Consider the following 26137-nt stretch of genomic DNA (forward strand, 5'->3'; position numbering starts at 1 on the left):
TCGGGTAAGGTCGGCGGCATGAGTGCAGATAGTTACCGCCGTACGACCAACACCTTCAACAAGATCATCGTCGGGCTGCAGCGGGCAGGTGTCGCTTTCGGGCCTATGCAGCTGCTCACCGTCAAGGGCAGACGCAGCGGGCAGCTGCGCACCTTTCCGATCGCCGTGAACAAACTGGACGGCGGTCAGTACATATTCCAGGCGTTTCCCAGGGCCGCATGGGTGGCCAACGCGCGGGCCGCAGATACTGTCACGTTGAGACGGGGACGAAAGTCCTCGACGGCTCGCCTTGTCGAGATTCCGGTTGCACAGCGCCAACCCCTGCTGCGCGAACTCGTTGCGACGAGCCCGAAGAGCGTCGGCAAGCGCTTCGTAACCACCGGGTTGGCCAACGCACCGACTCCGGACGGAGTGGCCGCCGCAGCAGATCGGATCGCAGTGTTCCGAGTCGAATACGCTTGATCGAGCACTAGCGGACATCTCTCCCACTTGCAGGAGTGCCATACACCCGACCGCCGCGTGTCGTACCTAATGCGGAAGCCATACAAATAAGAGTTGTCAACGGACATTGGGACTTCCGGGCGGGCGGACTTGGCTGGTCCGGCTGGGCGGACGGCAGATCTCCGGGCCGATGGACATCAGTTCTCCGGATGAATGGTTATTAGGCCAGGGGCATCACGCCCTTGCCGGCGAGGGCTTCGGCGAGCCGGTGCGAATCGCCTTTTGTCAACACGAGATGCGCGTGATGAAGGAGCCGATCGACTGCCGCGGTGGCCAACGTCTTGGGCATGATCGTGTCGAATCCGCTGGGGTGGATATTGCTGGTCACCGCGATAGAACGCCTCTCGTATGCGGCATCGATCACTCGGTAGAACGCTTCGGCGGCCTCCGGGCCCACCGGCAGCATCCCGATGTCGTCGCAGACGATCAGGTCGCAGGAGCAGATGCGGGCGACCGCGCGAGCGATCGACCCGTCGGCTTTGGCCTTGCCGATGGTGGCCGCGAGGGATTCGAGGGTGAACCACGACACCCGCAAGTCCTTCTCGATCGCCGAATGCGCGAGCGCTTCGACGAAGTGACTCTTGCCGGTGCCGGAGGCTCCGGCGACCACCAGGTTCTCATGCCGCCCAACCCATTCCAGGGTTGCCAGAGCGTTCTGGGTGGCCTCAGGAATGGTTGATTCCTCCGACAGCCAGGACGAAAACGTTTTGCCGGTGGGGAAATTCGCGGTCTTGCGGCGCTGGCGCCGCGTCGCCGAATCGCGGCCGGTGACTTCTTCGGACAGCAGCACCCGCAGCACTTCGGCCGGATCCCAGCGTTGAGCTCGCGCGGTGGCGAGCACGTCGGGTGCGGCTTTGCGCAGATAGGGCAACCGCATCCGGCGGCAGATCTTGTCCAACTCCTCCGGCAGCACCGGGGCTTTCGGGGCACTCATGCGCCGAACCTCCCCCAACCAGCGGTTCCAGGCTGGACCGAATGCGCTTCGTCGGCGCGCACCACTTCGGCCAGACCGGAAAAGCGGGCCAGGTGATCGAGGATCGAGGCCAGATCACCGTCGTCGAAGCGGCCGGCGACCGCGGCGACACCGAGTGCTTCGTCCACCGACTCGGCTCCGGTGAGCGCGGCGAGTTCGAGAGCGCGGGTCATCTTCGCCCGAATCCGAGCGACTCCGGCCGCGGATGCCTCGGTCAGCCAACGGCGCGCGCCTTCACCGAGGTCGAGGAACGCGATCTCCTCGACAGTCCGCGGGCGGAGTTTCCGCACCCGCGGCAGATCCCCGCCCTCATGATGCGGGTAGTGCTCGTCGAGGATGCGCGGATTTCCCGGGGTCGAGAGCTGATGGCGAGCGATCTCGGCCAGTCCCACCGGATTCCGCCCGGTGATCACCAACTCCTCACCAGCCACCCGGCACCACACCTTTTGCCCCTGATACCCGTCCGGGGTCGAATACCGCACCGATCCCCACCGGATGGTCTGATCGTCACCAACCAGGCGCTCCTCGCCGAGCGCGATCGCATGCGGTGCGCTGGGCAGCACATGCAGATGTTCGCGCTCGATCCCGAGCCGGACGATCGGCGCGACACCGGTCTCGCGATGCGGGCGCGCGTTGACCCGCTCGCACCACGCCCAGCAGGCGTCGGCCAGCTCGGCGAACGACGAATACTCCGGCAGCAGATTCGCCGTCGTCGGCACCAGATCGGCTTTCGCGATCTTCACCGTGTGCTCGGCACCGCCCTTGGACTCCGGGTCGAACGGCTCGCAAGTTTCCACCTTGCAGCCGTAATGCCTTCCGGCAGCAACGATTTCCGGATGCCGCACCGGCACCCCAGCGATCCGGTCCACGGTCACCGTTTTCGGGTTGTCGGTGAGCAAATACGTTGGCGCGCCACCGATCCTGCGCAATGTCACATCGATGCCCAGCACGAGCGAGCCCAGGGTTTGATCCCACGACGGGATCACCACCCGATACCGCGACCACGCCAGCCACGCGCAGAACAACTGCGTCCGCCGACCATTCACTCGTGGGCCTTCGCCCCAATCGAATTGCAGCCACATCCCAGGCTCTGGCAGCCACGGCCGATATTTTCTGCGGTGGCCGGCCTTCCACGCCGCCTTCGCCTCGGCGACAGCGCGACGCGTCGAACGTTCGGTGCCACCGAACCCCATCGCGGCCAACCGCTGATGCACGACATCAGCACGAATCTTGCCCTGGGACTTGTCCACCAATTCCTCGATCTTGCCCATGAACGGGTCGATCGACCGCGACCGCCGCTGCTTGCCCAGCGGATCGCGGCCCTCGTCACGCAGGCCCACATACCGGGCCACCGTCTTCTCATCCACCCCCGCCAGCACCGCGGCCGAATGCGCGCAGCGCGTCAGATCGAACGCTTCCAGAATCTCCATGATCTTCCTGTCAGACTTGGTCAACGGGATCCCTTCGACGCAATTGGCAAGCGATCACACACCGCCAGCCAACTCGCCTGAAGAGATCCCGTTTCGCATTTACTCAGGCGTGTCCCGGAGATCCAGATGTCCGCCGATCCGGAGAAATCATGTCCGCCAGCCCGGAGCCACATGTCCGCCCAGCCGGATTATCACGTGTCCGCTAGCAAGAGTGGAGAAGTAGCACTACACGGGTCCCGCAGCAGGCAAGCGAACGGCACGAAACCGACGAGGGCACACCGGACTCGCACGAGAAGCGTTGTGCCACTTGGACATCCAACTCTCGCTAAACGACCGAAGATGCAGCGGCCGCACCGAAACGGCGACTGACGAGCCTCGACATCACTGACCGGTGCGGCCCGCTCACGCGTACTAGCGCCTCGAAGAGGAGTGTTCTCTGCGTCAACGAGAAGAGCCCAAGTCCAGGCCGTCGACCGCTCGCAACCGGTACTGCCGATGATGCCAGGCATGCTCGAACGCCGCACCCAAGACTACCTGCGCCACGGCATCACCAGCCTGTTCGCCGCGTTCGACATCGCCGACGGCACCGTCATCAGCGAACTACGCCGCGGTTGATCTTCTCGGTGAATTCGGGATCGTTGCTGGCCTTCCATGTCTTGGTCGCCTGCCACGACACCCACCGCTTTCAGGATCTGCCGCAGCGTTTCCCGGCTGATGTCCGCGATCTGGTTGATACGCAACACTTCTGCGAGTTTCGACAGGCTCCATGTCGAGAAAGGCCACCCCAGGTCAGCCTTCAGCCAACTCCTCCGCGGCCTCGTGACCCGCCGCGCCGGTCCGCTGCAGGAAGTCTGCGATCACTTCGAGCTCAGCCACCGAATAACGAGCACACAACTTATCCATGCGGTTGTTCATCCCGGAGAACAACTCGAACAATTCGGCATTCCGTTCACGCACAGCACGCAACGTGACCGCACGACGATCCGAGGACTCTGGATCACGCTCGCGCACGATCCACCCACCCTTCTGTAACCGATCCAAGATCCCCGTCATCGTCGCAGGATGCAACCCGGCACGACGTGCCAGCGCCGTGGGTGACAGCGGGCCATATCGGTTGATCAGATCCAGGCACGTCCAATCGACATCCTTGACCTCAACCCGACCACCGAACCTCCGATTGAGCAGCGACAACTGAATATTCAAGTCACGCAACGCTTCCCGCACGTCGGCCGTCAACCTCCGCTTACTCCGCGTCGAAGCACGACCTGCTACTGAACTCATCTTGCGCCACCTCGCCCACATTTGTACGGCTTACATATCATACGCAGACCCACGCAAGCATAGAAATGGCGCGCCGATGCGAACGAACCAAGGGGTGAATGCGCATCATCAGACCGGCATGACGTTCAAGACCGCACTTCGATGTACCCCGCCGCCATGGCACCACCCAACGACCGTTCGACGGGCGGTTTCCGCCCCGGCCGCGACGGCACACTCCGCGACCGGCTCAGCGCATCGATCGGATGAATTCGTCGATGATGACGGCCAGAGCGGCCCCCTGATCTTCCTGCACAAAGTGACCGGCGTTGGCGATCGTCACGTGCGGTTGCCCGGCCGCGCCCGGAACATGCTCACGAAATACCCGGTCACCACCGCCGACTCCGTAATCCTTGTCGCTGAACGCACACAAGAACGGGATCTGCAGCGTCCCGAGCGCGTCCCACGCCTGGCGGTTCGCCGGTGCCGCAACGTCGAACGGCGCGATAGGCACCAGTAGGGGAAATTGGCGAGCGCCCGCCAGATACGACTCATCGGGAAACGGTGCGTTGTACGCCGCCAGGACTGCCGGTTCGAGCTCGGTCACGGTGCCCCGGTCGACAACCTGGCCGATGTCAAAGGGATTCGCACGCTGACTGAGCTGCAGCCACAGGGCAAAGGAGCCTCCGAGATCCTCGTCGCCCGTAGGGAACGACGTGTTCGTCGCAATCACGCGACGAAACCGGTCTCGATGCTCCGCCAGCAAGCGTAGCCCCAGCAGACCGCCCCAGTCCTGACACACCATCGTGATGTTATGAAGGTCGAGGCGATCGAATACCGTTTGCGACAGCCAGTCGACGTGACTCTGATACGTGTACACGAAGCGGTCGGTGGGCTTGTCCGACTTGCCGAACCCGACGAGATCAGGCGCTACGCAGCGATGCCCGGCGCTGACCAGCGGCGGTATCACGTGCCGGTACAGGAAGCTCCACGACGGCTCTCCGTGTAGCAGCAGGATGGTCTCCTCAGTCTCTCGCGCCGGGTCGACAGGGCGTTCATCGAGATAGTGCACCCGCAGCCGCGTGCCAACGCCATCACCAGCGTCGATGTCGGTGTAGTGCGGCGCAAACGGATAGGCGGGCAAGCCTTCGAACCGCTCTTCCGGCGTGCGCAACACCGACATCGTCTGCGCGGCACCCACGCGGACTCTTGCGTTGGCCATTGTCAGGCTCCTCACTCTCGCACGGCCAATGCCCTATGGCCTCTAATACCTTTATCATATTATATGGACTTCATATAGCAAGAATGAGGCTTGCAATCGTCGGGTGTTGGTCCGTGCCCCGTTGGACGGCACGCGGGACCGGCGGGGTCCATGTTCGAGAACGGACCCGGTCCAGTTCGGCAGATGAGCGACATACCGCCTGGTGAAGCCGGCGGAACTGAATGAATCAGGCCGGGCGCCATGCGGGATTCGGCCGTCTTTCTTCCGACAGCGAGCGAGTTGTGTGCGCCCTATGGGGAACGCGGATACGCGGTTATGCGTCCTGGCGAGCGCAGGATCTCGTCGCGATGCACGGCCCTGCAGAGCAGGCTGGGTCGCCTCGGCAATGATCAGTTCGATCGCCGCCCGTTGCCGGTTATACTCGGTATTCATACTTGTCGGCACACCGTCGAGCGTCGCCCGCCTCCGTGTCATCGGCGCCATCGCCAAGCGATGCTCCAACGCGACCTTGCCGAGCTCGGTCGGTTGCGACAACAGTTCGTTCGTCACGGAGACATCACCACCTGGATATTCACTTGGACAAATCAGGTAGCCACGACGCGAGCTGAGCCAGACATGGGCTTTACTATTCAGCCAGCTCTTCAGCCGATTCGAACCCCGCGGTGCCGGTCCTACGCAAGAAATCAGCGATCACTTCGAGTTCGGCCTCGGAGTATCGATCGCAAAGCTCGTCCATGCGCTTGCCCATACCCGCGAACGCCTCGAACAGCATCGAATTACGCTCATGCACCGCATGCACAGTCACCGCACGCTTGTCGGACGATTCGGGATCACGCTCACGCACGATCCACCCACCCTTCTGTAATCGGCCCAAGACTCCCGTCAACGTCGCAGGATGTACCCCGACCCACCGAGCCAGTTCCGACGGACTCAGCGGACCGTGTCGATTGATCAAGTCCAGACACGTCCAATCGATCTCCCTCAGCTCGACCCGACCACCGAAACGCCGATTCAGTAGCGACAGCTGGATATTCAGATCACGCAATTCCTCCTTAACTGCAACGGCCAGCCGTCGGCGGCGGCGCTCACCTGCCCGATCCCATACCGAACTCATTCGGGGTACTCGGATGACGGAGGGATCCGCGAGCCGCGGTGGCCCCGCCCGGCGCGACCGAGGGAACCGGTCGCCCCATGTCCGATCGGTACTCATACACCCGACTATATCTCAAGAAATACCCATCTCATATTATTCGCATCTCATATAAAATATAAGGTGGCGCCTTTCGCCAGGGCTCGCCGGAGCGGGTTGCGAGGTCGCGCTAGAAGAGGCCGAGGAAGCGCCCCCGGTGCTGCTGCCCGTATTGGTACTCGAAGCGCAGCGAATCCAAGGATCCAGCCTTCGAAGCCGGAATAGACCTGCGCCCCACCTGATTCGCACCGACGGATGCGACCATCACCAATCCGACAACTGCGCCGGTCGGCATCGATACATCCGACCTGCGGTGCAACTGCCTTCTTCGATGTCGTGCGGCGGCGATGATGGGCTGTTCGAGCGCAGCCCGCTCGGCGAAGGCAAGAGGTGCCCCTCTATACCAGGCGTGCACCGCCTTTGGGAGCACACGTACGGCCATGTGATCGGCTACGAGGCCTATGTGACCAACATTGTTACGCGTCCGTTTCCCATCAGAGCTCGGTTTGTCAGGGTCGAACGCTCGACGACGTCTGGCAAATGAGGACCGCCGGTGTCAGTCGGTCCACCGCCACAGTCGTGGGTTTGCCGCTGCCTCAGGACGACCGCTCCGCTGCCCTGGGTCTCGGACAACCGCTCGAACAGCCCGGGCAGACGTGGCGCACGCCGAGGACGATAAGCGCCTTATCCTCCTCAGCAAGTCGTTTCCCGTGGCTTTCTTCGGTCGCTTGGCACGTCGGTGCGCTGAATGCGGGCGGGCGAGACGCTGGATCTCCGCCTAAACCGGCCCGGTCCCTGTCGTTGCTATGCCGCCCACCTATCCGGTCCGCTTCAACTGCCCGTCAAGGGGTCCGGGGCTGCGGCCCTGACTCCGTACTCTTACGCGACGATAAGCAAGGGGTGTTCCAGCAGGTCCTTCAGTTGCGCCAGGAACTGGGCGGCGACAGCCCCGTCGATGGCGCGGTGATCGGCGGACATGGTGATGCGCAGGATCTTTCGGCTCACCACTTGCATGTCCTCCAGCCGCAGCTCGTCGGTCGCCGCGCCGACGGCGAGGATGGCGGACTCGGGCGGGTTGATCACGGCAGTGAAGTGCTCGATGCCGAACATGCCCAGGTTGGAGATGGTGAAGGTGGCACCGCTCATCTCGTCGGCCTTCAGTTTGCGGTCACGGGCGCGTTCAGCCTTGTCGCGGGTCTCTGCGGCGATGGCGGAGACGGTCTTGCGATCGGCGTCGCGGATGACCGGAACCAGCAGGCCCGCTGGGGTCGCGACCGCAACGCCGATGTGCACGCCGTGGTGTTGGTAGAGCTTGTCCCCGGCGAAGGAGACATTGACCGTCGGGTTCGCTCGCAGTGCGACGGCGACGGCCTTGACCAGCAGATCGTTCACGCTGACCTTGGCCGAGCCGGTCTTGGCCAAGGTCGAGTTGATCTCGGCGCGGAAGGCGAACAGATCGGTCACGTCGATGGCGCTGGTCAGGTAGATGTGCGGCGCCTGCTGTTTGCTCTCGGTGAGCCGGGTGGCGGACACCCGCTGGATGCTGGTCAGCGGGATCTCGTCGTAGTCGCCCGAAGCCGGTGCGGCATACGAGACTTGGGCGGCGGCCGGGGCTGCTGCGGGGGCGGCGGTTTCGCCCGCGGTATGGGCGGATTCGACATCATGGCGGGTCACGCGGCCGCCGGGGCCGGTGCCGGTCACGGTGGCGATGTCGACGCCGAGCTCGCGGGCGATCTTGCGGGCCAGCGGCGAGGACTTCTTGCGCTCGTCGGAACCCACCGCCGTCGGGCCAACGGCGGGTGCGGAAGTCGATGGCGCACTGCGGTTCCCAGCTGCCGCGGCACCGTTCGCCGCGGCGGGCTGGGCCGCCGGAGCCGCCGACTGAGCGGCCGGTGCTGGGGTGGCCGGCTGGGCGGCCGGAGTCGCGGCGCCGCTTCCGTCGCCGACAATGGCGATCGGCTCGCCGATCGGGACGCGAGTGCCTTCGGCGGCGATGATCTGCTCGAGCACGCCGTCGTCGTAGGCCTCGAGCTCCATGAGGGCTTTGTCGGTCTCGATCTCGGCGACCACTTCGCCGCGGGTGACCTTGTCGCCGACCTGTTTGAGCCAGCTCGAGACGACGCCGTCCTCCATGGTGTCGGACAGGCGTGGCATGGTGATTTCGGGCATTGTTCTGTCCTCCGGTTTCCGGTGTCAGCGCCGCTTGCCCACGGCCGCAAGCGTTTCCACGGCGGCGGTGTACAGCGAATCGGCGGACGGCAGGGCCAGCCGTTCCAGTGGCTTGGCATAGGGCAGTGGCACCTCGGCCATGGCCACGCGGCGCACCGGCGCGTCGAGGTAGTCGAAGGCGCCGTCGGAGATGGAGGCCGCCACCTCCGCGCCGATACCGTAGGTGAGCCAGTCGTCCTCACCGATGACGGCGCAGCCGGTCTTCTTGACCGAGGCCACGACGGTGTCGCGGTCCAGGGGCCGCAGGCTGCGCAGGTCCACGACCTCGGCGGAAATACCCTCGGCGGCCAGCTTTTCGGCGACCTGGGTGCAGACGGTCGCCATGCGGGAGTAGCCGATCAGGGTGATGTCGCTACCTTCGCGGGTGACCGCGGCCTTGCCGATCTCGACGGCCGGAAGATCCTGCGGCACTTCGCCCTTGGTGTTGTAGAGCGAGAGGTTCTCCAGGAACAGCACCGGATCGTCGTCGTCGATGGCGGCCTTGAGCAGCGCCCGCGCATCGGCCGGGGTGCTCGGGGCGACCACCTTCAATCCGGGCACGAACGCGTAGTACAGCTCGATGTTCTGCGAATGCGTCGCGCCCAGCTGCTGGCCGCCGCCGCCCGGTGTGCGGATGACCATGGGCACGCTGGTCTGGCCGCCGAACATGCCGTAGATCTTGGCGGCGTGATTGACGATCTGGTCCAGCGCCAGCAGCGAGAAGTTGATCGTCATGATCTCCACGACCGGACGCAGGCCCAGCATGGCCGCGCCGATAGCCGCGCCGACAAAACCCTCTTCGGCGATCGGGGTGTCGCGCACCCGCTTCTCGCCGAATTCGGCGAGCAGGCCGGCGGTGATCTTGTAGGAGCCTTCGAAGACGCCGATCTCTTCCCCGATGAGGAAGACGTCGTCGTCGCGCCGCATCTCCTCGCGGAGGGTTTCGCGCAGCGCTTCGCGATAGGTCATGACAGCCACGGTGATGTCCTTAGTGGGTGAACAGCGGATCGGCGGGCAGGCGGCGGGAGTCGGCGGCCACCGGGGTTGCGTAGTTGTAGTCGAACAGGCTCGACGGCTCGGGATGCGGGCTGGCGTCGGCGAATTCGACGGCGGCAACTACCTGGGCGCCGACCTCTTGCTCGATGTCTGCGACCGAATCCTTGGTCAGCACACCGGCGTTCAGCAGGGCTGCCTGCCATAGCACGATCGGGTCGTTCTCGCGGGCGACCGAAACCGCCTCGCTGGCACGGTATTTCGCCGGATCCACCACGGAGTGACCCTTGAGGCGGTAGCTCACCGCCTCCAGCAGTGCGGGCTTGCCTTCGCGGCGCGCGGTCTCGATGAGCTCGCTCGCGACATCGCGCACGGCGAGCACATCGGTGCCGTCCACGCGCTCACCACGCATGCGATACGAGGACGCGCGCTTCCACAGATCCGGTTCGGCGGAAGACTTCTCGACGGTGGTGCCCATGCCGGTCTGGTTGTTGATCACCAAGAACACGATCGGCAGGTTCCACAGTGCCGCGATATTGAGCGACTCGTGGAACGCACCGATATTCGTGGTGCCCTCCCCCATCTGGCACACCACCACGTCATCGCCACCGCGGTAGTCGATGGCCAGCGCCGCGCCGACCGCCAACGGAACCTGGCCACCCACAATGGCGTAACCACCCAGCAGGCGAGTCGCGGTGTCGTACATGTGCATGGAACCGCCCCAGCCTTTGGAGGTTCCGGTGGAGCGGCCGTACAGCTCGGCCATGACACGTCCGGGCTCGATGCCCTTGGCGAGTGCGTAGCCGTGCTCTCGGTAGTTGGTGAACAGGTAGTCGGTGGGGCGCATGGCCGCGCCCATGCCGACCACCGTGGCCTCCTCACCCAGGTTGAGGTGGCAGTAGCCGCCGATCTTGGCCTGCTGGTAGGCCTGCGCGGTGCGCTCCTCGAAGCGGCGCACGAACAGCATGTCGCGGTACAAGCCACGCAGGGTACCGGGATCCTCTGCGGCGATACGGGATTGGACCGGGCCGGTCACGGCGGCGGCGATCGAGTCGGCCACGCCCGAGTCGATCGCGGCGGCCGCGGGCGGAGCGGTTTCCGCGGTGGCCGGGTGGCCCTCGGCGGGTCGGCTCGCCTTGCGGGACGGCTTGCGGGGTGCGGTGCTGGTGGTCATGAGGGGTCTCCTCAACGCTTCCTGGGTGGCGCGATGTGTACCGGCAGGCCGAGCCCGGTCAGGGCCGCCTCCATGCCGATCTCACCGAGGGTGGGGTGGGCGTGGATGGTGTCGGCGAGTTCCTCGAGGGTGGCCTCGAGCGAAATCGCTAGGGCGCCTTCGGCGATCAGGTCGCTGGCCGACGGGCCGATGATGTGCACGCCGAGCACTTCCTGATGCCGCGCACCGGCGACGATCTTCACGAAGCCCTCGGTCTCGCCGAAGGTCTTGGCGCGGCCGAGCGCTGCGAACGGGAACTTGGCACTGATCACCTCGTGGCCGGCAGCGTGGGCGGCGTCCTCGGTGAGGCCAACGCTGGCGATCTCCGGATGGGTGAAGGTCGCGGCCGGGATCACGGCGTAGTCGATGTGGGCGTCGTAGCCGGCGATAGCGTCGGCCGCGGTCAGGCCCTGGTGCGAGGCGACGTGCGCGAGCAGCGCCTTGCCGGTGACATCGCCAATGGCATAGACATGCTCGACACCGGTGCGCAGCTGCTCGTCGACCGGGATGAAACCCCGTGCGTCCGTGGCGATTCCAGCTAGATCCAGGCCGAGCTCGGTGGTATTGGGGCGGCGTCCCACACCGACCAGCACCACATCGGCATCGATCTCCCGAGCCTTCGGTCCGCCCACGCCGACGCGCAGCGCGCCCTCCGCCTGCACAATTCCGGTGACGGTCGAGCCGGTCAGCACGCTGATGCCGCGCTTGCCGAAAGAGCGCCCAAGCGCGACACCGATCTCCTTGTCCTCCAACGGAACCAGGCGATCCTGCATCTCAACGACAGTGACCTCACTGCCGAAAGTGGCGAATAGGCTCGCCCACTCCGCGCCCACCGCGCTGCCGCCGATGACGACCAGCCGCTTGGGCACCTCGGTCAGCCCGAACGCGCCGTCGGAGGTGATAACACCGGGCAGGTCTGCGCCCGGCACAGGCAGCAGCGCCGGCACCGAACCGGTCGCAATGATCACGTCGGTGGCGCTGACGTTGCGGACGGCGGTAGCCGTCGGCGCGGCAGCATAACGGGGCCCACCGGGGAAGACCGGCGACTGGCCCGCCTCGAACACCTCCACGGTGCTGGGGCCGGTGAACCGGGCATGGCCCTCGATGAGGGTCACGCCATTGGCCTTCAGCAGGCCGCCGACGCCGTCGGTGAGTTCCTTGACGATGCCATCCTTGCGCTGACGCACAGCGGCGAAGTCGAAGCGGACATTATCGGCGTGGATACCGAAATCCGCGGCGTCCTTGATGGTCTGAAAGATCTCGGCCGACCGCAGCATCGCCTTGGTGGGAATGCAGCCCCAGTTCAGGCAGACGCCGCCCGGGCGCTCCTTCTCCACCAATCCGACGCGCAGGCCGCGCTGGGCCGCACGGATGGCCGCGACGTACCCGCCGGGACCGCCGCCGACCACCAGAAGATCGAAATCCGGCACTCGTGGTGCTCCTCATCCTCGAATGAAGCCGACCCACCTTGGGTTGCGTCGTGGGTCGTTCATCCGAGTGTTCTGGTAATCAGAAGCCCAAACAATGACCTCGAAGTCCATTAATCCAGCATCCGAATTGGGCGCTGCGCCCAATTCGGTTGTTGGGACGAGCGGTTTCGCTCGGGTTAGTCGCGGGCCTGTCCGCCGAGGTTGAGAGCCGCCAGCGCAAGGGAAAGCTCCAGGTAGGGACGCTGTCCCTCCAGCGGGCGGCCGAGCAGTGTGGTGATGCGCTCCAGCCGGTTGATCACCGTGTTCCGATGGCAGTGCAGCCGCGGTGCAGCATTGGCCGCCGAGCGGTTCTCGGCCAGCCAAACCGCCAGGGTGCGCAGCAGCACATCCCGCTCTTTGACCGGCAGGTCGAGCACCGGCCCGAGGGTGGACCGCACCAACAGTTCGGCCAGGTCGGGCGACCGCAGCAGAAGCACCTCGGGATAGCGCTCATCGAGCGAAACCAGCACTCCCACAGCATCATCCGGCACAGTATCGAGCGCGAGAAGCGCCAACGCGTGCGCGGTAACGATCTCAGCCAACCCGGCGACCGCAGCAGAGACCGCCGCCCGCCCACGCACCTGCGATCGCAGCAGCTGCAGGACAGATTCGACCGATCGATGCTCCAGCGCGAGCAATCCCACTGTCGAATCCGTCCGATCGTGCCACACCGAACGAATTCCCACGGATGCCAACGCCGTTTCCGATCCAATGCGCAGCGGGTGCGACCCACCACGCGCCACCACCACGACATAGTCCCCGTGCACCGGCAGGTTCAACTCCCGCGCCGCCCGAGCCGCGAACAAGGCATCGCGCGCCCGCCCCGCGAGCAAATCCTCGATCAACCCGTGCCGCCGCCGCTCATCCCGCCGCACCCGATCCAGCTCGGTATTGCGATACGAAGTGACCAGAGCCGACGACATCCCGTCGATCACCGCCCAGATAGCAGTCCCCATCTCCCGGAACTGTGCGGGCGCCACATCCCCGGCCTTGTCCAGCAGCGCCTCCCACACAATGCGCCCGCCAAGCCGGAACGTGCGCTGCATAGCCTCCAACGGCACCCCCTGCTCCGCACGCAACTCACCGATCGACGCCGCCACATCATCGCGTTCAGGCCCAGCAGCCTGCCCACCGAGCAAGTCCAGAATCCGGGTAAGGAACCGCTGGCATCCATCCCGCAGATCCGCGCGTGTCACCGCCGAGTAATCGGTCCACTCCGGATTGTCGGTGAAGATAGCCGCCATCAACCGCCGGGTCAGTTCAGGAATCTCGCCCCGCAGTGCCGTAGCCAGTTCCGGTGATCCCAACGCGGACCCGGCCTTCTTGGGTGCCGCCATATCAGCACACGTTACGCCGAGCACCCCGGCCGACCGCACGGTGATAGCGCCGCCGGGCACTGCTGGAGCAGCGTTTGTGGCGTGCGCCCACGCCATAGGCAGCGACCCGGATATTCCCGACGGGACCGCGGCAGGCATCGAGCCGAGTCGAACTGGCGGACAACGGATTTCCGAAAACCCGCATGCCCCATAGGCCACCGCCCATATCCCTACACGATTCAGTCGCGGGTACCAACTATCTCAGCATCCGAGATCACCGCCGGCGATGCCCCACTCGGGCCAGCGCCTCACACCTCGGCGTATCGGATCGGAAACACGCTGACGGCCTTCGCAAATAGCAAACTTGTAGCTACCAAGCGCACAGCGCGATCGGGCCCGCTGCCGTAAAGCGGGCGCCGAGTACTTGCCGGCGCCCGCTAGGACAGAAATCCTCCGTGCTGGGAGCCAGAAAGTCGCACAGATCTGCTGCCAGTCGGTATCCCTCACACAATCTGACTGGTTAAGTAGATGACCGGTCGTCTTCACTCGGCCGATACGCAAAGGAGCACATGAGATGAGCATGCAACCGCAGAAAGTGGCTGTGATCACCGGCGCCTCACAGGGCATCGGTGCCGGACTGGTCGAGGGATACCGCAAGGCAGGCTTCGGTGTCGTCGCCACCTCCCGCACCATCACCGCATCCGACGACCCCGAGGTGGTGACCGTGCAGGGCGACATCGCCGATCCCGGCACCGCAGAACAGGTCGTTGCGGCCGCGCTGGATCGATTCGGCCGCATCGACACCCTGGTCAACAACGCGGGCGTCTTCCTCGCCAAGCCGTTCACCGAATACACCCAGGCCGACTACGACCTGGTCGTGGGCGTGAACGTCACCGGGTTCTTCCACATCACCCGCCGCGTGGTCGCGGCGATGCTCCCCCAGGGCTCGGGTCACCTCGTGCAGATCACCACCAGCCTCGTCGAGCATGCCAGCTCGGATGTGAACTCGGTGCTGGCGTCACTGACCAAGGGTGGACTGCAGTCGGCGACCAAGGCGCTCGCCATTGAGTACGCCGGGCGCGGTCTGCGCGCCAACGCGGTCGCGCTGGGTGTCGTCAGGACGCCGATGCACGCCCCGGAGTATCACGAAGCGCTGGCCGCGATGCATCCCATCGGCCGCATGGGCGAGGTCTCCGATGTCGTGGACGCAGTCCTCTACCTCGAGAACGCACCGTATGTGACCGGCGCGGTTCTCAACGTCGACGGTGGTCAGGGCGCGGGCCGCTGAACCGCCACCCCCGACCGGTGTGCTTCCCGCCCCGAGCGCACACGACACCGTCTCCTGATAAATGAGAGGGAAAGTCATGATCGATACCGAACGCACGGTCGCAACCGTGCTCGACGGCTGGAAGGCCGCGATCGACAACCACGAACCAGAGAAGGTCGCCTCCTTCTTCACCCACGACGCCCTGTTCCAAGGCTTCCGCCCCACCTACTCCATCGGCCGCCGAGGCGTGGCCGACTACTATGCCTCGCAGCCGCTCGGCCTCTCCGCCGACTACCGCATTCTCGAAACCAGGCAGCTCTCCGACGACGTGATCGTCGGATACCAAACCGTGGACTTCGGCTTCACCGATCGCCCCACACTTCCGGTTCATCTCACCGTCATTCTCCGAAATATGGCGGGTACCTGGCTGATCAGTCACTACCACGTCTCCAGAATCGACTAGACGAGAACAAGGCGAACAACGAAAGGTAGGACCAACGATGGGCTCACCACTCACCGGACTCGGAGTCATGAACCCCGTGCTCGCCGCGCCGATGGCCGGCGGGCCGTCGACACCCGAGTTCGTCATCGAAGCGGGCCGAGCAGGGAGCCTCGGATTCGTCGCCGCCGGGTACAAGGACATCGACGCGCTGTCGGAGCATGTCGGAGCGGTCCGGGCAGCCGGCGTCGCCTTCGGAGTGAACCTCTTCGCACCGAACCCGGTTCCGATCGCTCAGGATGCCTACCGCACCTACTCGCGCCTGCTTCAGCCCGAGGCAGATGTCGACGGAATCGACCTCAGCGAGATCGGACTGCGCGAGGACGACGATCACTGGGACGCAAAGATCGCGCTCCTCCTCGCCGACCCGGTCCCGGTGGTCAGCTTCACCTTCGGCATCCCCTCTGCCGCCGTCATCGCCGCATTCAAGAAAACAGGCACGGTCACCATCCAGACCGTGACCTCCACCGCCGAGGCGCAGCAGGCGGCGGACGCCGGAGTCGACATGCTCGCCGTGCAGGCCTCCGCGGCCGGTGGGCACTCCGGCACGCTGACGCCGGGGACGATTCCCCCGGTGATTCCCCTCGACGATCTCATCCGTCAGATCACTGCCGCCGTGTCGATCCCCGTCATCGGCGCAGGCGGCATCGGAACAGCGGATGGCGTCGCAGCGGCCATCCGCGCTGGAGCGGCAGCCGTCTCGGTTGGCACCGTTCTACTCCGCGCCGACGAGAGCGGCGCCTCCACCGCCCACAAGACCGCCATCGCCGACCCGGCCTTCGACACAACCATCGTGACGCGTGCGTTCACCGGTCGCCCGGCACGCGCACTCCGCAATGCCTTCACCGACAGGTATACCGAGATCGCACCCACCGGCTATCCGGCAGTGCACTATCTCACCAGCCCGATCCGCAAAGCCGCCACCTCGGCGGGCGACGCCCAGCGAATCCATCTCTGGGCGGGCACCGGATACCGAGAGGCGACCCCGGAACCCGTCGCCCGCATCCTCACCCGCCTCGCCTCCACATTGTGACGGCGGCGAACCAGGACTCCCCCGCAGCGCCGAAGGCGGATTCGACCTCACCCCGCAGACCGCCCTGCCGACACGAATGGGGTTCGACACGAATGGGGCTCGACGAACTCAGCCGGGTGGTCGAGCGCTATGCCGACGTCACGGCTGATGCGGATCGCCACCACATTGACCAGACAGCCCGGTTCGGTCTGGCACGAAAACCGATGCGGGGCAACTCGCCGCAGCACTGAGATTGGGGAGAACGCAAGCGAGTGGACGCGGAAGTGCCGCGGCGATCGAGGTTATTCGTCCCCTCGCCGAACCATTTCGACTCGAACCAGTCGACGAGCTGTGCACGACCGCGAGGGCGATGCTTCCGAAAGCCCCGCGATTGGCGACAAGGCATGCGCCACTGCAGGATTGGTGCCGATCCGAGCCGCCCGACAGACCGGTGATGACGAACTCTCGGGCTCGAGAGATCAAGGCCGCGGCATGTCGGCCGCGGGAATGTGGCGCTGATCGTCAGCGATCACACCAGCGTCGGCGTACTCGCCGCCGTGGGGTCGGCGCCCAACAGTGCCAGGCAGTTGGCCCACAGGGGAGTCAGATGGCTCGTGTTGTTGTAGAGCTTCGCGAACATCACCTGGCCCTCGAGTTGCGCCACGACCGATCGCGCAGCACCGTGGGTGTCGGAGACGGCGACCTGTCCGAGCGCGAGAGCTTCGGCGACAACAGCTTCCACCATCTCGACTTCGGCATCGAAGATCTGCTGCAGGCGCTCGCGCAGCGCCTCGGTGTGGTTGCTCATCTCGAGGGTGAGGTTGCCGAACAAACAGCCCGAAACGGTTCCACAGCTGTTCTGCCCCGACCGTTGAGCAGCCTCGGTCTCCTCGAACAGCTGCCGCAACCGCAACAGCGGCGGCGCGTCGCTTTCGAGTATGCGGATCCAATCACTGCGCTGCGCAGCCCAGTGCTCGTCGATCACGACCAGCGCCAGCGCTTCCTTGGACTCGAAGAAATAGTAGAAGCTGCCTTTGGGCACTCCGGCGGTCTTGCAGATCTCCGCCACCCCCAGAGCCGAATAGCCGCGTTGTTCTAGCAACGAGGCCGCGGCCTCGAGAATCTTCTCCCGGGCGTCACTGGTTCTTCCCATCCCACCATTGTAGACCGGTCATCTACTGAATGGATGTGCGAATCGCGTGGGTCGGGCCTGGGGGCGACTCCATTATGTGGGGCCGCGCAATCCCCTACTGGTGGAACGGATCCGCGGCTGGCAACCACGTATCGGCCGCATGGATCGCCGCGGGCCGATCGCCGGTCAGCAGATCGACCACGGCGAGAACACCGGGGCGGGACTCGCTGAGCCGCCACACCAGCGACCAGGTCCAGCACGGCTCGGGCGCGATCACCGGCCGGCGAATCAGGTCCTGCGGCATCGGCGTGGTTTGCCCCTTGGGCGAGTTGATGACTGGTCGGCGACTGCGGCGCACATGCTCGAAGAACGCCGGCCCGGTGATCCCGCTGTCGGAAATCGACACGATGCGAGCCCCACTTGCCCGCGCGAACTCCTCGGCGAACGTGTTCCACGACGACCACATCGCCGCGTCGTCATCGACCAGGATATCGGTATCACAAGCTTGGATCGCGCCCGTCGTCCGCCCGGCCGACACCGCATGGAGCCGGTCCGCGCCGATAAGGGCGGCATTCAGTTCCAGGCGCGCCAAATCGTGGGTCTGCAGCCAGCACACCGCCAGATCCAAGCCGCCTTCGGCCACACGCTGAGCCTGGGTGTGCGATGGGGCGACCCACGTATCGAGCAAAACCTGAGCCACCGTCGACGTACGCCCCAGCAGATCCGGTGGCAACCAGTTGACGTAGCCCAGCCGCACCGGCTCGAGCGCCACTACTCCGGCCGCGCGGCGGCGCAGGTTCTCGGCTCGCTCCACCACGTCGCGGACGTAGGGAAGCAGCGACGCGCCCGCAGCGGTCAACGCGACCGAACGGCGGTCTCGGTCGAACAACCGCACACCGAGATCGCGCTCGAGGCTCTTGATCTGCTGAGACAGCGAAGGACCCGCAATCAGCAGCTTCTTGGCTGCCCGGCCGTAGTTCAGCTCTTCGGCGACCGCGAGGAAATAACGCAACTGACGCAGCTCCACAAAACCCTATTGTACAGCGGTAAGAGCTTTTGCCTCTCAGGCGCTAGGCAATAAGTCCCTGCGAACACGGTCAGAACTTGGTTTTTTGTCGACCGGTCGTCTACTGTCATAAACGACTGGTCATCTACGACGAGTCAGAGGCACTCAGCTACCACTCAATGAAACGGAGACGCCGCTGTGGCTACCCCAGTGAATGTCGCGATCGTGTACTACTCGTCTACGGGCACCGTGGCCGAAATCGCCAAGGAACTCCATGACGCGGCGATCAAGACAGGGGCCGAGGTCCGGCTGCTCAAGGCAGCCGAGTTAGCTCCACGCGAAGCAATCGAGTCGAACCCGAATTGGGCGGCCAATCACGCCGCCACCGCGACGATTCCGCACGCCACCCCCGCCGACATCGAATGGGCCGATGTCGTCCTGTTCGGCACCGCGACCCGCTTCGGCAATGTCTCGGCCCAGCTCAAGCAGTTCATGGACTCCCTCGGCGGACTGTGGTCCCAGGGCAAACTGGCCAACAAGGTCTACAGCGGCTTCACCTCCTCCGCCACCGACCACGGCGGTCAGGAGTCCACGCTGCTGGCCCTTTACAACAGCATCTACCACTTCGGTGGCATCCTGGTCGCTCCCGGCTTCACCGATCCGCTGAAGTTCACCGATGGCAACCCGTACGGCACCTCGCATGTGGACAGTCAGGGCAGCAATCCGGTCAACGAGGCCACTCGTGCTGCCGCGCGATACCAGGCCCAGCGCGCCGTCCAGATCGCGACCCAACTCAAAGCGGCCTGATCGCAGGCCCGATTCCGGGGAGTCGGCGGGCATCGGTGCACGCGTGCAGACCTGCTGGGCGGCACGCCTGCACACCATCGTGGGGTGATGCCCGCCCAGCGATCCACGCAGACAGCAACCGGCCCGCGCAAAGACGGAGGTTCACCTCATGACCACCACACCACTGCCAGCCCCGAAGCTTCGTCTGGTCCTTCACATAGACGCCGCCCTCGGCACGCCCGTCGATCTGGGACAGGACGCCGACGGCCGACGGCACCGGATCGTGCCACATGTCGGTGGCACCTTCACCGGCCCGGAACTGATGACCGGGATCGTCCTGCCAGGCGTCAGCGGCGACTGGCTGACCATCAATCCGGACGGTTCCAGCATCGGCGACATCCGCATGGGCCTGCACTCCGCCTCGGGCGCCAACCTTTACCTGCAGATGCGCGCGTTGCGACACGGCCCACCAGAAGTGCTCGCCCGGCTGGCGGCCGGGGCGGATGTCGACCCCTCCGAGTACGTCTTCCGCGCTAACGCACAGATCGAAGCCACCGAACCGGATCTGAGTTGGCTCAACCTCGGTGTATTCACCGTTGTCGCCGGCCGCCAACCCGATGGAGTGTCCTTCGACGTGTACATCGTCGAGTAGCCGACCGGCCCGAGCACCCCCACCCGGCGCCCGAATAGCCCGGGACAGGCATTCAACAACCGTTGCTTCCCTTCGACGAGAATCGGCAAGACGGGCAGGCGCTTACGGGTGTCCTGGTCCATGCGGGCCTTACGCCGCGAGACCATACTTCCAGTGCTGGATGTCGTCGGCGCGGATCGGGCAGGGCACCGCCCACCGGCCCCAGCGGATCGGGTCGTCGAAGGCCCCGAGACAGAGCCTCTAGCCGCACCTGCGGCGGGCGGTACGGCCCGCCGGGCAGGGCGTCTGTGTGGGATCAGAGGGTGGGCCTATCAGCCAATGAAATTCAAGGTGGTCTTCCTGGCTTGCTGGTTCGCCGGCGCTGGGCCGCCCGCACCTGGCCTCACCGCATCAGAACCCACAGTCCACTGAGGCTCAGCAGGACGACACTCACGGCCAAGCCGGCTCCGGCGCCCACCGCCGGCGCGGCGTACTCGTCGGCAAATCGCGTCATCCGGACCGACCGCGTGCGATGCTCATAGAGGCCGACGCCGGCGACGAGCGTGCCGGCGATCGCCGGTCCCACAAGGGCCACGAAACCGCTCGACGGAAGCCAACGCAGGCACGCCGCGACCAACCCGAGTATCGACAGGCTGGTACGAACGAAGGACAGCGAGGTGCGCTCGGGCTGGAGCCCGCTGTCGGTCACCTGGACAGCGGGCATTCAGGAGTTCACCACTGTTACGACCAGGACGGCGGTGCAGATGACGAGCACCACACCGACAACTGGTGCCATCACCGGCGCCGGCAGGGTGCGGCCCGTCCGCAGCGCTCGCTCCGCGCTGATCCAATGCGCGAACGAGGCAACCGCGATTACGCCGCCGGTAACCAGCAGTATGGCGGCCAACATTGCACGAATCGCCGGCGCGAGCACGTCGCCACCAAAGGCCTCCAACCCGACGCCGCATGCGACGAATGCTGTTGCCGTCCGCATCCAGGCAAGGTAGGTGCGCTCGTTCGCGAGGGTGAAGCGCGGGTCCGGGTCCTCCCCAGATCGAAACGGTGTCCAGTTCGGCATCAACTGACCGGTCCCTTCGAAACGATGTGTCTTTTCGAGTCCAGTTCGGCTTCCGCCTCGAGCGCTGCATCGAGAAGTGATGTGCCAGCGTTCTGAAGTTCGGCGATTCGCGCATTGCGCCGTGCCAGATCGGCGTGACTCTGCACGACGAAACTCCTGGCCGCTGGGTTGAGGGCACCCGGGCGATGCACGATTCCGAACGGCGTACGGATATCGGGGTTCGTCTCGACCACGACGGCGCCGAGGCGGTGCGCAGCCGTCGCCATCCGCAACGGCAGGAAAGCACTGGCGGCGCCGTTGAGGACGAGGGTCATCTGCGCGTGCCGGTTCGGCACCTGCGCTCTGATCAGCGGGATCACCGATTCCCGTCGCAGTACCGAAGCGACGATATCGTTCTCGCGGCGAGCCGAATTGCTCACCGCCAATGGAACACCGTGAAGTCGTGCCAGCTCGAACGGTCGGGTCGTCTCGGTGGGAGTCCCGGGTGGCATCACGAGCAACAACCGCTGGACCCCCAGTTCCACCAGCTCGAGGTTGTCCGTCGGGACCGGAAAGGTCGTGAACCCGAGCTCGCAATGCCCGGCGAACACCGCGTCGCAGAGTTCCCCGGCACCCGGGAACTCCGACAGGTCGATCCGGATGTCGGGATAAAGTCTCATGAACGAGGCACTCCACGCGGCCACGGCCTCACTGGACATCTCCGGCATCGTGCCGATCGTGACCGACCCGACCTGTAGTTCACGGGCCCCACGCATGATGTCGTGCGCGGCGACGAGGTCGCTCAGCACCTTGCGGGCGGGCTCCACCAGTAGTTGACCTGCGGGATTGAGGACGAGATTTCGTCCGGTCCGGTGGAACAAGCTCAGCTTCAACTCACGTTCGAGCTGGCGGATGCCTTGTGAGAGGGACGCCTGCGCTACATGGAGGTGCTGGGCTGCCCGGTTCACGCCATCATGCTCGACAACGGCAAGGAAATACTCGAGTTGCCGTATGTCCATGACACAGTCTTCCTTTCGCATCGACGGATTGGCCGTCGCTCAGACACGGTAGGAGTCGGGCAATGTCCCGTCGACGCCGACCTGCTTGATCATGGCCTTGGCGAGGTTCCGCTCGTGGATCGGCGAGGATCCCTCATAGACACGCAGCGCCCGGACATCACGCCACATCCGCGGAACGGGGTGCGGGCCGACGATCCCCTCACCGCCCAGCAACTGGACACAACGATCGGCGACCCGACTCGCCATCTCGGAGCTGTACAACTTCGCCGCGGCGATGCGGTGCCGCGGGATGACACCTTGGTCGAACGCTCGGGCGCTCTCGACAACCAGCGCCCGGCCGGCTTCCATCTCGGCGAAACTCGCGCCGAGCGTCGCCCGAACGGCACCGAGGTCGGACAGCGGAGCCCCGAACTGCGTGCGGCCGGAGACATGCGCCGTCGTTTCTTCCAGCATTCGGGTCGCTTGGCCGACACAGGTCGCCGCGACGTGCAGGCGCGCGTGGTTGATGCCGCGCAGCGCCATTGTCAGGCCCGTGCCCTCCACCCCGCCGAGCAGGTTGTGCGCCGGCACCTCGACACCGTCGAAATAGATCTCGCCGACCGGTGCCTCGGCGTGCCCGTTCATGATTGCTGGCAACACAGTTCGCACACCCGGCGACGTGGCGTCCACGATGAACGCCGAGACCCCGTCGGCGCCGGGTGCGGTCTCGTCGGTGCGGGCGAAGACGACGAACGCGTCCGCCCAGCCGGCGTTCGTAATGTAGCGCTTGCTCCCGTCGAGGAAGTACACATCACCCTTGCGGTCGGCGGTGGTGCGCACGCGTGCCGCGTCCGAACCGGCGGATTCCTCGGTGAGTGCAAACGCGGTGACCAACTCCCCCGCCGCCATCGCCGGAAGCAGCGCTCGCCGTTGGTCTTCGGTGCCGTGGTCGAGGATCGCCTGCGAGCACAGGCCGATCACCGTCGAGAACCGCGACCGGTACACGCACGACGCACGGGTGAACTCGAACGTGAGCTGCACCTGCTGTTCCATGGTCCATTCGAGCCCGCCGTAGACACGGGGAATCGAGATCGCGAACAGCCCGAGTGCCGCCATCCGGTCGACGATGCGGGTGGGCACCGCGCCCGCCTCCACCATCTCGTTCTCGGCCGGGATCAGCTCGTTCTCGGTGAACTCGGCGATCACCTTCAGGTAGGTGGAGAATTCGTAGCCCAGGATCTCGGGGTCGATCATTAAAGGGAGCCTTTCGAAGAGGGGCAGTTGAATGCGGAGTCACCGACGACGCGGCTATCGAGCAGTCCGGCTACCTCCTGGTCCGTGTAACCGAGTTCGTGCAGGACGGCGGCAGTGTGCTGTCCCAGGGCAGGCGCAGCGACCGAGGTGGTGTGACGGCGGCCGTCGAGTGTGAATGCCAGGCCCGGACTGGTGTACCAGCCGGCGTCGTCGGCGACATCGACGAGGATCGCCGAGGCCAGCACGTCCTTGTCGTCCGCGATGTCGTCGAACGATCGGATTGCGCCGCAAACAATCTGGGCGGAAAGCAGCCGCGCGACCACCTGGTCGCGGGTCATCGTCCCAAATGCCTCGGAGAGTGCGGCGAGGAGTTCTTGTCGGTGCGCGACCCGTGCGGGGTTGTCGATGAACCTCGGATCGTCGATCATGTCTGGACGCTCGATGAGATGGCAGAGTGCAGACCACTTTTCGGCCGTGTATGCCGAGAGCACGATCTTTCCGTCTGCCAGGGTGACCACGTCGGCGGCTGGCGCGGCATGTGCCTGGCCGTTTCCCTTGCGCCGCGGAGCGCGGCCCGTAATCGTGTACTCCCCCCAGTTTGCCGCCTGCATCGCCAGCGTCGCCTCCATCAGCGAGGTTTGGACGTGCGCGCCTCGACCGGTCGCGGTCCGTTGGTACAGCGCGGCGAGTATGCCAGTGGCAAGCGCATTGGCCGCGGCGACGTCAGCGACGGCCAGACCCAGCCGTTGTGGTTCTCCCTCCGCTTCGCCGGTGGCGTGCATGAGCCCGAACTCCGCCTGAGCGGCGATGTCGAGTCCTGGACGGGCACTCGAGGGCCCGTTGACCCCGAACCCGGTCACGCTTCCGTGCACCAGTCGGGGATAGCGTCCGCTCAGTTCATCCGCACCGATGCCGAGCCGTTCGGCGGAGCCGTTGCGGAAGTTCTGTACCAGCACATCGGCCTCCGCCAGCAGCTTGTGCAGAATCACCCGCGCTTCCTCTTGGCCGAGATCGAGGGCGATGCTGCGCTTGTCCCGGTTGTAGGCCTGCACCATCGCTTCGCCGAACGTACCGATGCCACGTGCCTGGTCTCCGCGCAGGCTTTCCACCTTGAGCACATCCGCGCCGAGGTCCGCGAGGGTCTGGCAGGCGCTGGGCCCGGCAATGTACTGGCCGAGGTCGAGCACCCGGATGCCTGCGAGAGGTCCACTCATGGTGTTGGTCACCGAGCCTCCCGCGCCGTGTACTCGACAGTCAGCTGCTCGAGCCTGGCCTTGGCCTTCTCCGGGTTCAGCATCGCGCCGCCGACGACACCGAGCACGCACACTGTGATGCCGACGAACATGAAGCCGGTCGAGTAGCCCTGCGCCGCGCTGGGCGCATGCTCGACGATGAGTCCGAGGGCGTACGGCGCCACGATTCCAGCGACGCTGTAGGCGGCGATGATGCACCCGAAGAACGCCACCCGCTGACGGGCAGGCAGAAAGTCCGACGCCCCGGCGAACGCGACCGAGAATGCGACACTGTTGACGGCAAACGCGGCGATCACGAAAACCAGCTGCACCGGCCCGGGCGCGAGCTGGGTGAAGATCACCATCGAGATGCCTCCGACCAGCAGGTACGCGCCGGTGAGGTAGCCGCGCGCAACTCGCGAGCCGTAGCCCTTACGTAGCAGCCGTCCCGACAGCAGACCCGCCGACAGCAGGACGACGACCGCGACCACGTACGGCAGCGTCACCAGCGTCCCGACCGTCCTCGCCGAGTACCCGAGCCCCTCGTTCATGTATGCGGGCAGCCACGCCACCTTCAGAGAGGAGATGAGGTAGCCGGCGAACGAGAGGAGGACCAAACCCCAGAAGCTCCGCAGCATCAGCAGGCGCCGGAAGGGAACCACGATCGTGCCGTTGGGGTCTTGCTCGTCCACCGTCGCGATCCCCTCGACCGCAGCATCTGTCCGTTTGAACGGCAGCTTCTCCGTGTACCAGAACCAGGCGATCATCCAGAGCACACCCATGCCGACCAGGACAGCGAAGGCGGCGTGCCACGACCAGGTCAGAATCACCCACGTCAACAAGGGTGCTGCCACCAGCGGACCGACCGACGAGCCGGCGTTGACCAGCGCGCCGGCTGTGGCACGCTTCTCGGGCGAGAACCGGTCGGCGACGATCGACTGACACAGCGCGTGTGCGGGACCTTCGAAGAAGCCCAACACTATTCGGCACGCCAGCACCACACCGAATGACGTCTGGACGGTCAGTGGAAGCATGCTGGCGATCCAGCAGATCATCAGCAATCCGGCGCCCCAGGTGTAGGAGATCTTGCGGAGCACGGCGGTGAGAGTGACCGCCCCGATGGCGAACAGCCAGAAGAATGCACTGCCGAGCAGTCCGTACTGGCCCGCGGACAATCCGAGGTCTGCACGGATCTGTCGACTGGCAAAGCCGATCGCGGACTTGTCGGCGAAGTTCAGCGTGAAGAACAGGAACAGCAGGACGACGATGCCCCACGCGCGCCGGTTTGCCGGACGCGGGCGTCGGAGTCCGACGTCGCTGGGACGGGTATCGATCTTCACCATGAATATCCTCCGGAGTATGCGCTCGCGCAGCGGACGTCCCCGGCGGCGCATGTGATCGAGGCCACTGGAGCGGTACCAACAATCACAGCCAAGTCCCGGCGCATCATCAACCGGCAATACGCGGTCCGCCCGTACGCTTCTACCTATAG

General features: G+C 65.3%; 26 protein-coding genes and 1 pseudogene. 8 read left to right on the forward strand and 19 right to left on the reverse strand.

Features of this window, described 5'->3' with window-relative positions:
• Window positions 1-18 precede the first annotated feature (18 nt).
• A complete protein-coding gene (locus ABZ293_RS18990) occupies window positions 19-462 on the forward strand; it encodes a nitroreductase/quinone reductase family protein (protein WP_355182223.1) in 444 nt (147 codons plus the stop codon).
• Between the two features lie 199 nt (window positions 463-661).
• On the opposite strand, the gene istB is transcribed toward ABZ293_RS18990, so the two are convergent.
• Entirely contained in the window at window positions 662-1435 is a 774-nt protein-coding gene (istB, locus tag ABZ293_RS18995) for an IS21-like element helper ATPase IstB (RefSeq protein WP_355182225.1), read from the reverse strand.
• On the reverse strand, window positions 1432-2904 hold the full coding sequence (istA, locus tag ABZ293_RS19000) for an IS21 family transposase (protein WP_355182316.1): 1473 nt from the start codon (window positions 2902-2904) through the stop codon (window positions 1432-1434). The genes istB and istA overlap by 4 nt, the downstream gene beginning before the upstream one ends.
• A 450-nt stretch (window positions 2905-3354) precedes the next feature.
• On the opposite strand from istA, the pseudogene ABZ293_RS19005 reads away from it, so the two are divergent.
• A pseudogene (locus ABZ293_RS19005) lies at window positions 3355-3504 on the forward strand (IS630 family transposase); the annotation flags it as partial.
• Between the two features lie 189 nt (window positions 3505-3693).
• Here ABZ293_RS19005 and ABZ293_RS19010 read toward each other — a convergent pair.
• From ABZ293_RS19010 to ABZ293_RS19050, 9 genes are all read right to left on the reverse strand, one after another.
• Window positions 3694-4140, reverse strand: coding sequence for a MarR family transcriptional regulator (locus tag ABZ293_RS19010; protein ID WP_355182227.1), 447 nt, complete (start codon window positions 4138-4140; stop codon window positions 3694-3696).
• A gap of 271 nt (window positions 4141-4411) precedes the next feature.
• Entirely contained in the window at window positions 4412-5344 is a 933-nt protein-coding gene (locus ABZ293_RS19015) for a haloalkane dehalogenase (protein ID WP_355182318.1), read from the reverse strand.
• A gap of 93 nt (window positions 5345-5437) precedes the next feature.
• A complete protein-coding gene (locus ABZ293_RS19020; protein WP_355182228.1) occupies window positions 5438-5932 on the reverse strand; it encodes a hypothetical protein in 495 nt (164 codons plus the stop codon).
• A gap of 76 nt (window positions 5933-6008) precedes the next feature.
• Entirely contained in the window at window positions 6009-6593 is a 585-nt protein-coding gene (locus ABZ293_RS19025; RefSeq protein WP_355182229.1) for a MarR family transcriptional regulator, read from the reverse strand.
• 858 nt (window positions 6594-7451) lie between these two features.
• The gene (locus tag ABZ293_RS19030) at window positions 7452-8741 is read right to left on the reverse strand and encodes a dihydrolipoamide acetyltransferase family protein (protein WP_355182230.1); all 1290 of its coding nucleotides are present in this window, start codon (window positions 8739-8741) and stop codon (window positions 7452-7454) included.
• Window positions 8742-8765: 24 nt separating this feature from the next.
• Window positions 8766-9749: an alpha-ketoacid dehydrogenase subunit beta gene (locus ABZ293_RS19035; protein WP_354953944.1), complete on the reverse strand. Its 984-nt coding sequence runs from the start codon at window positions 9747-9749 to the stop codon at window positions 8766-8768.
• 19 nt (window positions 9750-9768) lie between these two features.
• A complete protein-coding gene (gene pdhA / locus ABZ293_RS19040; protein ID WP_355182232.1) occupies window positions 9769-10947 on the reverse strand; it encodes a pyruvate dehydrogenase (acetyl-transferring) E1 component subunit alpha in 1179 nt (392 codons plus the stop codon).
• A gap of 11 nt (window positions 10948-10958) precedes the next feature.
• Window positions 10959-12416: a dihydrolipoyl dehydrogenase gene (lpdA, locus tag ABZ293_RS19045; protein ID WP_355182234.1), complete on the reverse strand. Its 1458-nt coding sequence runs from the start codon at window positions 12414-12416 to the stop codon at window positions 10959-10961.
• 176 nt (window positions 12417-12592) lie between these two features.
• Entirely contained in the window at window positions 12593-13792 is a 1200-nt protein-coding gene (locus tag ABZ293_RS19050) for a helix-turn-helix domain-containing protein (RefSeq protein WP_355182236.1), read from the reverse strand.
• 553 nt (window positions 13793-14345) lie between these two features.
• Between ABZ293_RS19050 and ABZ293_RS19055 the strand changes: the two genes are divergently transcribed.
• The 4 genes from ABZ293_RS19055 to ABZ293_RS19070 all read left to right on the forward strand — a co-directional run bounded on the left by ABZ293_RS19055 (window position 14346) and on the right by ABZ293_RS19070 (window position 16800).
• Window positions 14346-15059: an SDR family oxidoreductase gene (locus ABZ293_RS19055; RefSeq protein ID WP_355182238.1), complete on the forward strand. Its 714-nt coding sequence runs from the start codon at window positions 14346-14348 to the stop codon at window positions 15057-15059.
• Between the two features lie 76 nt (window positions 15060-15135).
• Window positions 15136-15501 carry an SgcJ/EcaC family oxidoreductase gene (locus ABZ293_RS19060; protein WP_355182240.1) on the forward strand — a complete coding sequence of 122 codons (366 nt, stop codon included), beginning with the start codon at window positions 15136-15138 and terminating at the stop codon, window positions 15499-15501.
• 37 nt (window positions 15502-15538) lie between these two features.
• The gene (locus ABZ293_RS19065; protein WP_355182242.1) at window positions 15539-16570 is read left to right on the forward strand and encodes a nitronate monooxygenase; all 1032 of its coding nucleotides are present in this window, start codon (window positions 15539-15541) and stop codon (window positions 16568-16570) included.
• Between the two features lie 92 nt (window positions 16571-16662).
• A complete protein-coding gene (locus tag ABZ293_RS19070) occupies window positions 16663-16800 on the forward strand; it encodes a hypothetical protein (RefSeq protein ID WP_355182244.1) in 138 nt (45 codons plus the stop codon).
• 278 nt (window positions 16801-17078) lie between these two features.
• Here ABZ293_RS19070 and ABZ293_RS19075 read toward each other — a convergent pair whose 3' ends face one another.
• Window positions 17079-17702: a TetR/AcrR family transcriptional regulator gene (locus tag ABZ293_RS19075; RefSeq protein WP_355182246.1), complete on the reverse strand. Its 624-nt coding sequence runs from the start codon at window positions 17700-17702 to the stop codon at window positions 17079-17081.
• A gap of 94 nt (window positions 17703-17796) precedes the next feature.
• Window positions 17797-18708 (reverse strand): LysR family transcriptional regulator, encoded by a 912-nt coding sequence (locus tag ABZ293_RS19080; protein ID WP_355182248.1) that lies wholly within the window; start codon window positions 18706-18708, stop codon window positions 17797-17799.
• A gap of 177 nt (window positions 18709-18885) precedes the next feature.
• Here ABZ293_RS19080 and wrbA point away from each other — a divergent pair, with 177 nt between their 5' ends.
• Together wrbA and ABZ293_RS19090 are read left to right on the forward strand one after the other, a co-directional pair.
• Window positions 18886-19494 carry an NAD(P)H:quinone oxidoreductase gene (wrbA, locus tag ABZ293_RS19085; RefSeq protein WP_355182250.1) on the forward strand — a complete coding sequence of 203 codons (609 nt, stop codon included), beginning with the start codon at window positions 18886-18888 and terminating at the stop codon, window positions 19492-19494.
• A gap of 148 nt (window positions 19495-19642) precedes the next feature.
• Window positions 19643-20125, forward strand: a complete 483-nt coding sequence (locus ABZ293_RS19090; RefSeq protein WP_355182252.1) for a DUF3237 family protein — start codon at window positions 19643-19645, stop codon at window positions 20123-20125.
• A 382-nt stretch (window positions 20126-20507) separates the two neighbouring features.
• Here ABZ293_RS19090 and ABZ293_RS19095 read toward each other — a convergent pair whose 3' ends face one another.
• From ABZ293_RS19095 to ABZ293_RS19120, 6 genes are read right to left on the reverse strand one after another with little or no spacing between them, the layout of a single operon-like run.
• Window positions 20508-20828 (reverse strand): DUF202 domain-containing protein, encoded by a 321-nt coding sequence (locus ABZ293_RS19095; RefSeq protein ID WP_355182254.1) that lies wholly within the window; start codon window positions 20826-20828, stop codon window positions 20508-20510.
• Entirely contained in the window at window positions 20829-21182 is a 354-nt protein-coding gene (locus ABZ293_RS19100) for a DUF202 domain-containing protein (protein ID WP_355182256.1), read from the reverse strand. It lies immediately after the preceding gene.
• Window positions 21182-22180: a LysR family transcriptional regulator gene (locus ABZ293_RS19105; RefSeq protein WP_355182258.1), complete on the reverse strand. Its 999-nt coding sequence runs from the start codon at window positions 22178-22180 to the stop codon at window positions 21182-21184. Before ABZ293_RS19105 ends, ABZ293_RS19100 begins: the two co-directional genes overlap by 1 nt.
• A gap of 39 nt (window positions 22181-22219) precedes the next feature.
• Window positions 22220-23413, reverse strand: coding sequence for an acyl-CoA dehydrogenase family protein (locus tag ABZ293_RS19110; RefSeq protein WP_355182260.1), 1194 nt, complete (start codon window positions 23411-23413; stop codon window positions 22220-22222).
• Window positions 23413-24639, reverse strand: a complete 1227-nt coding sequence (locus ABZ293_RS19115; protein WP_355182261.1) for a CoA transferase — start codon at window positions 24637-24639, stop codon at window positions 23413-23415. The genes ABZ293_RS19110 and ABZ293_RS19115 overlap by 1 nt, the downstream gene beginning before the upstream one ends.
• Complete coding sequence (locus ABZ293_RS19120) at window positions 24636-25988, reverse strand: MFS transporter (RefSeq protein ID WP_355182263.1); 1353 nt, start codon at window positions 25986-25988, stop codon at window positions 24636-24638. The genes ABZ293_RS19115 and ABZ293_RS19120 overlap by 4 nt, the downstream gene beginning before the upstream one ends.
• Window positions 25989-26137: the final 149 nt, after the last annotated feature.

Source organism: Nocardia sp. NPDC005998 (assembly GCF_040614395.1).
In the GTDB taxonomy this organism is placed as follows: Bacteria; Actinomycetota; Actinomycetes; order Mycobacteriales; family Mycobacteriaceae; genus Nocardia.